The sequence below is a fragment of the Streptomyces sp. NPDC048338 genome (assembly GCF_043201055.1).
Lineage (GTDB): Bacteria > Actinomycetota > Actinomycetes > Streptomycetales > Streptomycetaceae > Streptomyces.
In genome coordinates, this window is the sequence record NZ_JBICYQ010000021.1 from 68,508 (window position 1) to 81,616 (window position 13,109).

The window sequence follows — 13,109 nt, forward strand, 5'->3', positions numbered from 1 at the left end:
ACCCCGTCCATGGTCGAAGTCCGCTCCGTCCACAAGAACTTCGGGCCGCTGGAGGTACTCCGCGGCATCGACCTCGACGTCCGGGCCGGCGAGGTCACCGTCGTCCTCGGGCCGTCCGGCTCGGGCAAGTCCACCCTGCTGCGGACCATCAACCACCTGGAGAAGGTCGACAGCGGCTGGATCAGCGTCGACGGCACCCTGATCGGCTACCGCCGCTCCGGCGACAAGCTCTACGAGCTGCGCGAGCGCGAGATCCTCAAGCAGCGCACCCGGATCGGCTTCGTCTTCCAGAACTTCCACCTCTTCCCGCACCTCACCGTCCTCGAGAACATCGTCGAGGCCCCGGTGTCGGCCCTCAAGCGCCCGCGCAAGGACGCCGTCGCCGCCGCGGAGAAGCTGCTCGCCCGCGTCGGACTCGCCGACAAGGCGACCACGTACCCCCGGCAGCTGTCCGGCGGCCAGCAGCAACGGGTCGCCATCGCCCGCGCCCTCGCCCTCGAACCCACCCTGCTGCTCTTCGACGAGCCGACCTCCGCGCTCGACCCCGAACTCGTCGGGGAGGTCCTCGACGTCATCAAGGACCTGGCCGCCTCCGGGACCACCATGATCGTCGTCACGCACGAGATCGGCTTCGCCCGCGAGGTCGCCGACACCGTCGTCTTCATGGACGAGGGCCGGATCGTCGAGCAGGGCCCACCCGCCGAGGTCCTCGACAGCCCCCGCCACGCGCGCACCCGCGCCTTCCTCTCCAAGGTCCTCTGACCTCCCCGTCCGCCCACCTCTCCGGCCATCGACTCCTCTCCCTTCCCGTCCCGTCAGCAAGGAGCCCGCACCATGTCCCTTCGCCGCCCGCTCGCCGTCGCCCTCGCCGCCCTCACCTCCCTCGGTCTGCTCACCGCCTGCGGCACCAGCGACGCCGCCACCGACGAGATCCGGCCCAAGGGGCAGCAGGACGCCGGGATCAACCTCGGCCCCGACCAGAAGCGCGTCCACACCGCCAAGGTCGACACCATCGCGGCCCAGGTCCCCGAAGCCGTGCGCAAGCGCGGCACCCTCACCCTCGGCGTCTCCACCGGCAGCGCGCCCCCGCTCGCCTTCTACGCCACCGACGACAAGACGCTGATCGGCGTGGAGGTCGACCTCGCCACCCTGGTCGCCGACACCCTCGGCCTGAAGCCCGAGTTCAACGCCGTGTCCTGGGAGAACCTCTTCGTCGGCCTCGACAGCGGCAAGTTCGACGGCGTCTTCTCCAACGTCACCGTGACCGAGGAGCGCAAGGACAAGTACGACTTCGCCACCTACCGCCTCGACGACCTCGCCTTCGAGGCGAAGAAGGGCTCCGGCTGGACCGTCAAGGGACCGCAGGACGTCGCCGGGAAGACGATCGCGGTCGGCTCCGGCACCAACCAGGAGAAGATCCTCGTCGACTGGTCGAAGGAGAACGAGAAGGCCGGCCGCAAGCCCGTCGACATCAAGTACTTCCAGAACGTCTCCGACTACTACCTGGCGCTCCAGTCCGGCCGCATCGACGCCTACCTCGGCCCGAACCCGACCGCCGCCTACCACGTGGCCTCCGCCGGACAGACCGAGGTCATCGGGAAGTTCTCCGGCGGCGGGGACTCGATCCAGGGCAAGATCGCCGCCACCACCAAGAAGGACAGCGGCCTCGTCGCCGCCTACGCCGCCGCGCTCGACCACATCGTCGAGAACGGCACGTACGGCCAGGTCCTCAAGCGGTGGGGGCTGAACAGCGAGGCCGTGAAGAAGTCGGAGATCAACCCGCCCGGCCTGCCCCGTACCAAGAACTGACCCCGGCCTCCCCCGTACCTGGGGGGTGACTCGCCGATCCTGCCGGGCTCCCGGTGTCCGGCCCGACCGACCGGACGCCCCCAGGAGCCGACCGGCCACGACCGCCCCGAAAGAGGCCGCATGCCCGCCGTCCGACCGCTCCACCTCGCCGCCGAACTCGGCGGCGGGGTGGGCACCACCCCCTTCACCGACGCCACCCGCCCGGTGGCCCTCGCCCGGCTCGCCGAGGAGGGGCGGCTCGACTTCGTCACCCTCGACGACTCCTTCGCCCGGCCGGGCCTCGACGCCCTCGCCGTCCTCGCCCGGGTCGCCCCCGAGACCAGCCGCACCGGTCTCGTCCCGACCGTCACCACCACACACACCGAGCCCTTCCACGTCCAGGCCGCCGTCGCCACCCTCGACTGGGTCAGCCGCGGCCGGGCCGGCTGGCGGGTCGGCGTGTCGACCGGGGACGCCGAGGCACGGCTCTTCGGCCGCCGCCCGGCCGCCCCGCTCGGCGCCGTCTGGCACGAGGCCGGCGAGGTCGCCGACGTCTCCCGCAGACTCTGGGACAGCTGGGAGGACGACGCCGAGATACGCGACGTGTCGACAGGGCGCTTCATCGACCGGGACAAGCTGCACTACGTCGACTTCGAGGGCTCCGCCTTCTCCGTGAAGGGCCCCTCGATCGTGCCCCGGCCCCCGCAGGGCCACCCGGTGACCGTCGTCGACGCGACCCGGCCGGCCGCCCGGGACACCGCCGCCCGGTACGCCGACGTCGCCCTCGTCCGCGCCGCGTCCGCCGAGGAGGCCGCCGCGCAGCGCTCCGCCCTCCACGAGCAGGCCCGGGCCCACGGCCGCGACCCGGAGCAACTGCGCGTCCTGCTCTCTCTCACCGTCGACTTCGACACCCACGAAGGAGGGGACGGGGCCCTCGCCGGGCTGATCGCCGGCTGGCACGGCGGCGGCGCGATCGACGGCTTCCACCTCGTGCCCGCCGTGCCCGAGCGGGACCTGGAGCGCTTCGTACGCCGGACCGTGCCGCTGCTCACCGACCGCGGCCTGTTCCCCACCGCGTACACGGGCACGACGCTTCGCGAGCACCTGGGGCTCGCCCGCCCCGCGAGCCGGTACGCCCGCCTCGGGGAGACGGCGTGAGCGCGGCGGGCGGCGACCGCCGCACGAAGCCACTCCACCTCGCCGCCCACTTCCCGGGTGTCAACTCCACGACCGTCTGGGCCGATCCACGCTCCGGCTCGCAGATCGACTTCTCCTCCTTCGAGCATCTGGCCCGGACCGCGGAGCGCGGCCTCTTCGACTTCTTCTTCCTGGCCGAGGGGCTGCGGCTGCGCGAGCACAACGGGCGCATCCACGACCTCGACGTGGTCGGCCGCCCCGAGTCGATCACGGTCCTCAACGCGCTCGCGGCCGTCACCGAGCGGATCGGACTGGCCGGCACCGTCAACGCCACCTTCAACGAACCGTACGAGCTGGCCCGGCGGTTCGCCTCGCTCGACCACCTCAGCGGCGGGCGCGCGGCCTGGAACGTGGTCACCTCCTCCGACGCGTTCACCGGCGAGAACTTCCGGCGCGGCGGCTATCTGGACCGGGCCGACCGCTACCACCGCGCCGCCGAGTTCGTCGCCGCGGCCCGCACCCTGTGGGACTCCTGGACCCCCGGCGGCGTGGCGCAGCCGTTCGCCCACAGCGGCCCGCAGTTCACCGTGGAGGGCGAGTTCACCGTCCCCCGCTCCCCGCAGGGTCATCCCGTCGTCATCCAGGCGGGGGACTCCGACGAGGGCCGGGAGTTCGCCGCGGCCACCGCCGACGTGATCTTCACCCGGCACTCCACCCTGGAGGCGGGCCGGGCCTTCCGCGCCGACGTGCACCGCCGGCTCGCCCGGCACGGGAGGCGACCGGACGACCTCAAGGTGATGCCGGGCGTGACCTACGTCCTCGGCGACACCGACGCCGACGCCCAGGAGAAGGCGGCCGAGATCCGCCGGCAGCAGATCTCGCCGCAGAACGCGATCCTCGCCCTGGAGCAGGTCTGGGGCCGCGACCTGTCCGCGTACGACCCCGACGGGCCGCTCCCCGAGATCGACCCCGACCCGGACTCCGCCCTCGTGCAGGGCCGGGTACGCGTGGCCGACCCCCTCGCCGTCGCCGCGAAGTGGCGGGCGTTGTCCGAGGCCAAGGGGCTCTCGATCCGTCAGACGGTCGTCGAGTCCACCGGCCGGCAGTCCTTCGTCGGGTCCCCGCGGACCGTGGCCGCGGCCCTGGAGTCCTTCGTGGCCGCGGGCGCGGCGGACGGCTTCATCCTCGTCCCGCACCTGACCCCCACCGGCCTCGACGACTTCGTCGACCGTGTCGTCCCCCTCCTCCAGGAACGCGGCGCGTTCCGTACGGAGTACTCCGGCACGACGCTGCGGTCGCACCTCGGGCTCGCGGAGCCCGTATGGAAGGGTGGAACACCATGAGCACGGATCCCCAGCAGGACGCGCGCCAGGACGCGCGGGACGCGGCGCAGGACTGGCGGCACTGGCACGAGCAGCGCACGGCGGCGGTCTCCTCGTCGTACGGTCCGCTCTCCCTCACCGGTACCCACTGGCTCTCCGACCACCCGGAGGGTCGAATTCCGGCCGTTCCCGGGCGGTGGCGCGAAGAGGGCGACGAGGTGCTGCTGACCGCCGACGCCGAGGACGCGATCACCGTCGACGGGAAGCCCCTGATCGGCAGCGTCCGGGTCGCCGCCGACCACGCCCCGATCCACGAGTCCCGCGTCGAGTCGGCCGGGCGGCGCCTGGTGGTGCTGCGCCGCGAGGGCCTGTGGGCGGTACGCGACTTCGACCCCGAGTCCGCGGCGCGCCGCGCCTTCCAGGGCATCGAGGCGACCCCGTACGACGAGCGGTGGGTCGTGCCGGGCACCTTCCGGCCGTACGAGGCGGCCCGCAGCGTGCGGGTGGAGAACGCGGACGGCAAGGAGCGCGGCCTCGGTCTCGCCGGCGTCCTCTCCTTCGACCTGCACGGAGCCGAGCACACGCTCCAGGTCGCGGTGGAGGACGACGGCACGCTCTGGGCGGTCTTCGCCGACGCCACCAGCGGCCGGGACAGCTACCGCTTCCGCTTCCTGCGCCCGGAGGCCCCGGCGGAGGACGGCTCGGTGACGGTCGACTTCAACCGCGCCCTGCTGCCGCCGTGCGCCTTCGTGGACCACTTCATCTGCCCCTTCCCGCCGCCGGGAAACACCCTCGACACGGCGGTGCCGGCGGGGGAGCGGCGGGTGGTCGGGGGCTGACCAGGGGTCCCTCCCCAGGCAGGCGCTCCGGGCGCCGGCGGCTTCGCGGCCGCCGGCGCCCTTTCCCGTACGTGGTCTTGTGCACCCGGCCGCGGGAGGCCACCATCACTGGCGGTGCATGTCAGGTACACCACATTCTGACGGCGCCTCACGGGCCCGCCACCCTCGGGCCCCTCCGCTTTTCCCAGGAGGATCAGTGAGGAACAGACGCACCCGACTGCTCGCCGTCGTGACCGGCCTCGTGGCCGCCACGGCCGTCGCACTGCCCGGCGCCCAGGCGGCCCCCACCCCGGCCCCCGCCTCTGCCGCCCAACTCTCCCGTGCCGACGCCGCCGTCCTCGGCGCCGACGTCGGAGGCACGGCCTGGCACGTCGACCGTGCCTCCGGCCGGGTCGTCGTCACCGTCGACTCCACCGTGACCGACGCCGCGATCGCCAGGATCCGCAGGGCCGCCGGAGCCGACGCCACGGCACTCACCTTCACCCGCACTCCCGGAGTGTTCACGCCCCTGCTCGGCGCCGGAGACGCCATCTACGGCAGCGGCTACCGCTGCTCCCTCGGCTTCAACGTACGCAGCGGCAGCACGTACTACTTCCTCACCGCAGGCCACTGCGGCAACGCGGTGAAGACCTGGTACGCGAACTCCGCCCAGTCCACCCTGATCGGCGCCACGGTGGGATCCAGCTTCCCCGGCAACGACTACGCCCTGGTCCGCTACGACAACGCCGGGCTCAGCCACACCGGCGGCTTCACCGCGGCCGACGCCTACGTCGGCGAGTCCGTCAAGCGCTCCGGCTCCACCACCGGCACCCGCAGCGGCACCGTCACCGGCCTCGACGCCACCGTGCGCTACTCCGGCGGCGGCACCGTGCGCGGCATGATCCAGACCAACGTGTGCGCCGAGCCCGGCGACTCCGGCGGCGCGCTCTACGACGGCACCAAGGCCCTCGGCCTCACCTCCGGCGGCAGCGGAAACTGCTCCACCGGCGGCACCACCTTCTACCAGCCGGTGCCCGAGGCCCTCGCCAAGTACAAGGTCAGCCTCTACTGAACTGTCCGTCACATTCCTTGCTCCGCCCGGTAGTTGAGCGTCGTACGGCCGAAAGACGCCCTTGCGGCGCCGCCCCGGGCGGGCCGAGACTCCCCCACAGCGCCGGCCCATGGCCGCGCCTCACGGGCCCGACACCCCACTGCGGGCCCCCCGATTCCCCTCTGGAGGAACGCGAAGTGAGGATCAAGCGCACCACCCCCACCACCCCCCGCGGCGGAGCCGTGAAGCGGCTCCGTCTCGCCGCCGTCACCACCGGTCTCGTCGCCGCGGCGGCACTCGCCGTCCCCACCGCGAACGCCGACACCACCCAGACCTTCAGCGCGAGCCAGCTCTCCGCCGCGGGCCAGGCCGTGCTGACCGCCGACGTGGCCGGAACCGCCTGGCACGTCGACCAGGCCACCAACAAGCTGGTCGTCACGGCCGACTCCACCGTGTCGCAGGCCGAGATAGCCAGAATCAAGCAGCAGGCGGGTGCCAACGCCGGAGCGATCCGCGTCGAGCGCACCCCCGGCACGTTCAGCAAACTGATCTCCGGCGGCGACGCCATCTACGCCACCAGCTGGCGCTGCTCCCTCGGCTTCAACGTCCGTGACAGCTCGGGCAACTACTACTTCCTGACCGCCGGGCACTGCACCGACGGCGCCGGCACCTGGTACTCCAACTCCGGCCGGACCACCGTGCTCGGCACCACGTCGGGATCCAGCTTCCCGAACAACGACTACGGCATCGTCCGCTACACCAACAGCTCCGTCACCAAGTCCGGCACGGTCGGCAGCGTCGACATCACCAGCGCCGCCAACGCCACCGTCGGCATGTCCGTGACCCGCCGCGGCTCCACCACCGGCATCCACAGCGGCTCGGTGACCGGCCTCAACGCCACGGTCAACTACGGCGGCGGCGACATCGTCTACGGCATGATCCGCACGAACGTGTGCGCCGAGCCCGGCGACTCCGGCGGCCCGCTCTACTCCGGCAGCCGCGCGATCGGCCTCACCTCGGGCGGCAGCGGCAACTGCTCCTCGGGCGGCACGACGTTCTTCCAGCCGGTCACGGAGGCACTGAGCGCGTACGGGGTCTCGGTGTTCTGAGCCCGGTACGGCATGGAGGCTCCTTCTCCGTGGCGCCGCCGTGACCCGACGACGGCGCAAGAGGTCCCCCGGCCGGACGCGGCGGGGGGACCGATGGGGGTCGCGAGGCCTTTGCGGACTTGTTGCACAACGAGAGCGCGGTTCGTCGCTCTGGGTACCTGTGACTGGCCGTAGGAGGAGCCACCCCGCAGGACCTGCGATCATAGTGCGTGTGATCTCGCCGCAAGACATTGATGTGAAGACTTTCCTGGAGACATGGCATGGTCGGCCGGACCTTGAGCCGACTCCGCCGCCGGCAGAGGCCCTGTGGTTGCCTCCCGCACTTCAGCATTGGGCGCAACTGGAATCGCGGTGGAGTAAGGATCTCTCGACCACGCTTTACGTCGAGCTCCCGTGGCGCGAGCAGGCGGAAGAGGGACGCGCCGTTTTCATGCGGGATCAAGGAGGATGGGAGCTCGCCTTCTCCGAAGACGCTGCTTCGCATCTTTGGGAGTCCTCCAGCGAGGGCGTGTGGACTCCGATCTCCAAGTCGGTCTCCGAGGCGTTGCTGCATGCGGCCTTCCTTGAGGTGGTCTGGTCCGCCCCGACACGTCTCGACACCCGCAGGTTCACTGCCGAGACAGTGGGATTGGTGACCTCTGCGGTTGAGGAAGTCGAATTCTCAGCATGGAACGCGCCCGGGAGCGGGCGAGCTTTCATGGGCGACGGCATCCTCGTCCTTGTCAAGGACTTGGCGCTCTCGCCCTTCCCGTCGCGACGCCAACCTGGATATTTCGCTGTCCAGGCCGTGGCTGTCGACCGCTCGAAGCTGTCCCACGTCGAAGCAGTCTTCCGAGCTGCGGAGGAGCCCCGGCCTCGGTAGTGATGATCAAAGGTAGGAAGGGAGAAGGGCCCCGAACAACGTTCGGGGCCCTTCTCCTGTTTACCTGACTTTACCTACCTGTGAAACTCGGTCGCTGGATACCGCGAGAATTGCGGTAGACGACGGTCAATGTCACTCCGGTTGGAAGCATCGACTCGATCGTCCGAGCACAGCTCGGGCAGAGTCCGAATCTCGCATTGTTTCCGGCGAGGTAGAGGAACCCCTGCAGGCCCTCCGAACCTTGGTTGGCAGCCGCCCTGGCGAGGAGACCTGCGGCTTGTGCCTCCAGGTGGTGCTCCATGTCTGCCTCGGCAGCGTCGGGAATCCACTGGTCGTACCCTTCCCAGACGTTGTCCGGTCCTGAGTAGAGGTAGCCCGTTCCCCCCTCCACACCAGGCATGTGGAAGGCGCCGGTCATTCGGTTCGGGTTGGTCGCCGCCTGCTCCGCACGGGCGAGTCCCACCTCGTCACTGGGACCACACGCGGGATCACCTGAGCCACCGGAGTTGTGGACGAGGACCGGTGAAGCGCCCGCAAGCGTGTAGTAGGTGTGGAGGTCCGAGACCGTCAGGTTGTGGACAGTGGCGTCCTGCGCAGTCCAGCGCTCGATTGCCGAGATCTGGACGTGGGTACCGGCGCTGGTCTGCAGCCACTGGCCCGACGTGAGTTCGGTGGCGAAGATCCAGTCGTTGAGCTCGGGGACCCAGAAGGGGTGGCCGTCGGTCGCGGTGACCTGGGCCGTCTTCGTCCCGTTCTTCCCGTCGGTGTCGATCGTGACCTTGACCAGGTGCTTGAGACCCTGGCCCTTGATCTCGGCGGTTACCGTCTCGACCCGGGTCTCACCGGTCGCCGGGTCGGTCGCGAGAACCTTGTCCCCGGTCTTGATCTGCTCGATCGGCTTGGTGGTGCCGTCGGCCATCAATACCTTCGTGCCTGGCACGAAGCTGTTGCAGGTACCCCCTCCGCCGCCACCGGCTTTGCCGGAGTCACCGCTGCCACTGGATCCGCCCTTGCTACGGGAGGAGCCGCCGGAGTTGCCGCCAGGCTTGGAGGTGTTGACCTTACCGCCGCCCTTGCCGCCGCTCGCGTGAGAAGAGGCCTTCGGAGCCGCCTTAGCCTGAGCCTGCTTGTGAACGGCGTTGCCGGTCTTCTTCGTTTGCGCAGCAGCCTTGTCAGCTGTTCGCTTTGCTTGTTCGGCTGCCTTTTTCTTCGCTCTCTGGGCGGCTTCCTTCTTGGCCTTCTCGATGGCCGCCTTTTTGGCTCTGAGTGCCGCTTCCTCGGCGGCCTTGGCTGCCTTGAGGACGATCTCGGCGGCCTTCTTTGCGGCCTTGAACGCCTGGATGGCGTTGATGGTGCGGTCGATCGCCCTGAGAACCGAGGGGATCTTGCCGATCTTGCCCCACGGGATCGCGTCCAGGATCAGACCGGCGCAGGACCACATGTCGCCGCCGAAGCAGGCCATGGCGTCGTTGATGCCGATGAAGTCCTTCAGCGTCTCCCACGCGATGGCGAGGATGACGGAGCTGAGGGACTTGCCCTGCATCGCCTCGGCCTGAGCGACCTGCGCCGCGGACAGACCCGCACCGGCGAGGGCCGCGGCCCGCTCCGAGGCGGTGAGGCTGATGGACAGACCGGTCGGGTCCGCGTGGGTGACCGGGTTGTTGTGGGCGTAGGTGTAGCCGTTGGACTGCAGGGGGTCGTTCAGGTCGAGCACCGGGTCGGCGGACAGGAAGCGTCCGACCACCGGGTCGTACAGCCGGGCACCCAGGGGCGTGTAGCCGGAGGCGTCGTCCTCAGTCTTGCCGAGGAATCCCTTGTGGTTCTGCAGGTTGGCGACAGCCGTGCCGCGCTCGTTGCCGAACGCGTCCTGCTTGCGGATGCGGACCGACATGCCGCCGTAGAGGGCGACTTCGGTGTAGGTGCTGCCCTGGTGGTCGCCGGTCTGGGCGACCAGGGTCTCCGCGCCGGTGCCGTAGGCGTAGCGCATGACCGCTCCGCCGGGGGCGGAGTAGGTGCGCTGGGTGTTGACCAGGACGCCGCCCTGCTGGACGGTGACCTCGGCCTCGCCCAGGTGGAGGGTGGCCTGCTTGCCCTGGATGGTCAGCAGGCGGCCGCCGTCGGGGCCGTAGATGTGGCGGGTGTCGTTCTGCGGCGCCCACAGCTGGGCCGCGGAGGCGCCGTCGCAGGTGGCGAGCACGATCGGGGTGCCGCTGACGTTCGCCGCACCCTGCACCGCCACACACAGCCCGGAGGCCACGTGGGTCAGCTGGCCGGCGGTGTTCCGCTTCAGCTGCTGGGCAGCCGAACCGTTGCACTTCTGGACCTGGACCGCGGAGCCGGCCGTGTTGGCCGCCGGCTGGAAGCACCAGTTCTCGGCCACGGCCAGGGTGCCCAGGTTCGGGTCCGCCTGACCAGGGGTCGGGGTGAACCGGAAGTTCTGCGCCGCGGTCGCGTTGCAGCCGTAGAGCTGGATCGGCTGACCCGCCACCGGCAGACCCGACTTCAGGTCCAGACACTTCTGGCCCAGACCCACATACGGGGTCTTGCCACCGCTGCCCTGACCGGTGATCCGGTCGACCTGGCCGTCATAGGTCCAGGTCAGGTCCTGCTTGTCACCACTCTCGAGAGAGGTGACGGACTTCGTCTCACCGGTCAGCTCGTAGAGACGCTGCGCCTCAGCCTTGACTGCGGCACCGGCAGGCGTCTTGTACGCCTTCGACACCTTGGTCAGCGTCCGCGGCTGGGAGCCGTCGGCCTTGCCGTAGGTGTAGTCGGTGACGGCGTCCTTGGTGGCGTCGCCGGTCAGGTCCTTCTCGCTCAGCTTCTTGCGGTTGCCGAGCAGGTCGTACTCGTACTCCTGCCAGTAGCCGGAGCTGTCCTTGCCGGCGGCGACGTTCAGGCTGCCGTCGGCGTTCTTCGGGGTGGTGCAGGCGGTCTGGTCCTTGGAGGTCCAGGCCGTCTTCAGCTGACCCAGCGGGTCGTAGCTGAAGCACTGACGCTCCTCGATACCCACCGACTGCTCGCGGATCGAGGTGACGTTACCGGCCGGGTCGTAGGAGTAGGACCGGTTGGAGACCAGGCTGCCACCGACGACCGAGTTGTCCGCGCCGGCTCCCGACTTCTCACGGAAGACCAGCTGGTCCTTCAGCTCACCGCTGCCCTCGTCGAACGAGTTCTGCGTCCACACCCGGTACGGCTGGGCGCCGAGCGTCGAACGGAGGACCTGGCCGTACGGCGAGTACACCGTCTCCGCGCCGTACCAGTCCTTGCCCGAGATCGAAAGCGGCAGACCCTCCTTGTTGTAGCGGACCACCATCTTCTCGGCGGCGAACTTGCCGACCGCCGGAAGCTGCGCCTCCTCCAGCGCACCCGTGTCCGAGTAGGAGTAGCCGTAGGTGTAGTCCTTCGCCAGGCCCCAGGTGTCCGCGATGGTCTGCGGCAGGCTCAGGGTCGTGGACGTCGGCTGGTAGTCCTTGGTGTAGCCGTTGATCTTCTGGGTGTACGCCTGGCCGTCGGTGTAGCGGATGGCGGTGGCGGGCATGCCCTTGCCACCCGCGACGGTGTCGTAGGTGAACTCCGACAACAAAGTGCCGGCCGAATCGTTCAGCCGCTGCTGCTTCGGCCGCGACAGCTCGTCGTAGCTGTTCCAGATGGTGTGACGGGCATTGGTCGAGGTCAGTAGACGGTCACGGTGGTCGTACGTCGTGCTCGTGGTGCCCGAGTCCGGGTCGGTGGAGGTCTCCATCCGGCCGCGGTGGTCATAGGTCCACGTCCACGGGCGGGTCGGGTCCGCCGAAGCGGTGGCCTTCACCAGTTGCCCGCGCGTGTCGTACTGGTAGCTCGTCGAGGTGATGCCGCCGGGAGCCGCCGGGTTGAACGTATCCGTCCGGGCGGTGCGGCCGAGCGCGTCGGTGTAGACCCGGTAGGACGAGGCGCCCTGCGGGTTGATCACCTTCGACCAGTCCTGGCCGTACTCGTACTTGGTGGCGCGGTCCTCGTACGCCCTTGAGGAGGACTCCTTGGTGACCGGGTCCACGTACTTCATGTACGGGGTTTCCTGCAGCACGCGGCCGAGGCCGTCGTAGGTGTAGCGGGTGATGTTGGGGATGGCCGTGTCGGAGAGCGGGACGAACAGCTCGCCGGGCTTGGCCTCCTGGGTCAGGTAGGCGTTGTTGGTCTGGAAGACCTCACCGGCGGTGTTGTACAGCGTGTCCGTGATGAGGTGACCGCCTCCGGCAGCCTCCTCCTGGGTCTGGCGCTCGCGGCCGAGACCGTCGTAGAGGGTGACGGAGGTCTCGATCCGGTCCTCGTGACCCCGCGCGTACGTCGTGACGAACGGAGGCTTACGGATCTTGAGGTTGGCGTCGGTCGGGTCCGTCTCCTCCGCCGGGATCGTGTAGACGGCGCGGAAGTCCGGCACCGCCGTCCCGCCCGGGGTACGGCCTGCGGCCCAGGCCTCGGCGAGACGACCCAGCGGGTCGAACTTGGCCTCGCTGATGTGTCCGTTGGCGTCGGTCGTTTTGAGGCTGACCGCGCGGCCCGGCTCCAGTTCCTGAATCTGCGTGTGGCCGAGGGAGTTGGTCTGGGTGACCTTGAAGACCTGCCCCGTGGGCGGGTCGAAGGTGATCGTCGAGGACTTCTGGTCCGGGTCGGTCTGCCGGGTCACGCGGCCGATGGCGTCGAAGCCTCGAGTACCGCCGGTCTGGAAGCCGGTGCCGTCGCCCTTCAGCGACCACGACTCGGTGGCCAGACCACGGGTGCCGGCGCCGAGCGCCGTGCCGTAGGCAGTGCCGTCATATGACGTGCGGATGCCGCTGCTCAACGTGGTGAGGTCAGACCAGTTGGCACTCGCGCAGAGGGTCGGCGAGTTCAAGACCTGCTTGGTCAGGCCGATGAGGTTCTTGTCGGTCTGGTGCAGGTACTCCGACTTGGTGCAGGACTCGTCGCCGGTCTTGCCGGTGTCACCGAAGGACTCGACCTGCGTGGGCAGGCCGTAGGTCGATTCGTACGTCGTCAGGGTCC

General features: G+C 69.8%; 9 protein-coding genes. 8 read left to right on the forward strand and 1 reads right to left on the reverse strand.

The window, feature by feature from the left end; translation table 11 throughout:
- Window positions 1-9 precede the first annotated feature (9 nt).
- The 8 genes from ACGFZF_RS35975 (at window position 10) to ACGFZF_RS36010 (ending at window position 8,087) form a co-directional block, all read left to right on the forward strand.
- The gene (locus ACGFZF_RS35975; protein ID WP_393561319.1) at window positions 10-762 is read left to right on the forward strand and encodes an amino acid ABC transporter ATP-binding protein; all 753 of its coding nucleotides are present in this window, start codon (window positions 10-12) and stop codon (window positions 760-762) included.
- 72 nt (window positions 763-834) lie between these two features.
- Window positions 835-1,809 (forward strand): ABC transporter substrate-binding protein, encoded by a 975-nt coding sequence (locus ACGFZF_RS35980; protein WP_393561297.1) that lies wholly within the window; start codon window positions 835-837, stop codon window positions 1,807-1,809.
- Between the two features lie 120 nt (window positions 1,810-1,929).
- Window positions 1,930-2,946, forward strand: coding sequence for an LLM class flavin-dependent oxidoreductase (locus tag ACGFZF_RS35985; RefSeq protein ID WP_393561299.1), 1,017 nt, complete (start codon window positions 1,930-1,932; stop codon window positions 2,944-2,946).
- Entirely contained in the window at window positions 2,943-4,268 is a 1,326-nt protein-coding gene (locus tag ACGFZF_RS35990; protein WP_393561301.1) for an NtaA/DmoA family FMN-dependent monooxygenase, read from the forward strand. Before ACGFZF_RS35985 ends, ACGFZF_RS35990 begins: the two co-directional genes overlap by 4 nt.
- Window positions 4,265-5,086, forward strand: a complete 822-nt coding sequence (locus tag ACGFZF_RS35995) for a DUF1684 domain-containing protein (protein WP_393561303.1) — start codon at window positions 4,265-4,267, stop codon at window positions 5,084-5,086. The genes ACGFZF_RS35990 and ACGFZF_RS35995 overlap by 4 nt, the downstream gene beginning before the upstream one ends.
- Before the next feature lie 196 nt (window positions 5,087-5,282).
- Window positions 5,283-6,137: a S1 family peptidase gene (locus ACGFZF_RS36000; RefSeq protein WP_393561305.1), complete on the forward strand. Its 855-nt coding sequence runs from the start codon at window positions 5,283-5,285 to the stop codon at window positions 6,135-6,137.
- Between the two features lie 176 nt (window positions 6,138-6,313).
- Entirely contained in the window at window positions 6,314-7,225 is a 912-nt protein-coding gene (locus ACGFZF_RS36005; RefSeq protein ID WP_393561307.1) for a S1 family peptidase, read from the forward strand.
- A gap of 211 nt (window positions 7,226-7,436) precedes the next feature.
- Complete coding sequence (locus tag ACGFZF_RS36010) at window positions 7,437-8,087, forward strand: hypothetical protein (protein ID WP_393561309.1); 651 nt, start codon at window positions 7,437-7,439, stop codon at window positions 8,085-8,087.
- A gap of 70 nt (window positions 8,088-8,157) precedes the next feature.
- Here the strand turns inward: ACGFZF_RS36010 and ACGFZF_RS36015 are convergent.
- A partial coding sequence (locus ACGFZF_RS36015) for a ricin-type beta-trefoil lectin domain protein (protein ID WP_393561311.1) occupies window positions 8,158-13,109 on the reverse strand: 4,952 nt, incomplete at its 5' end.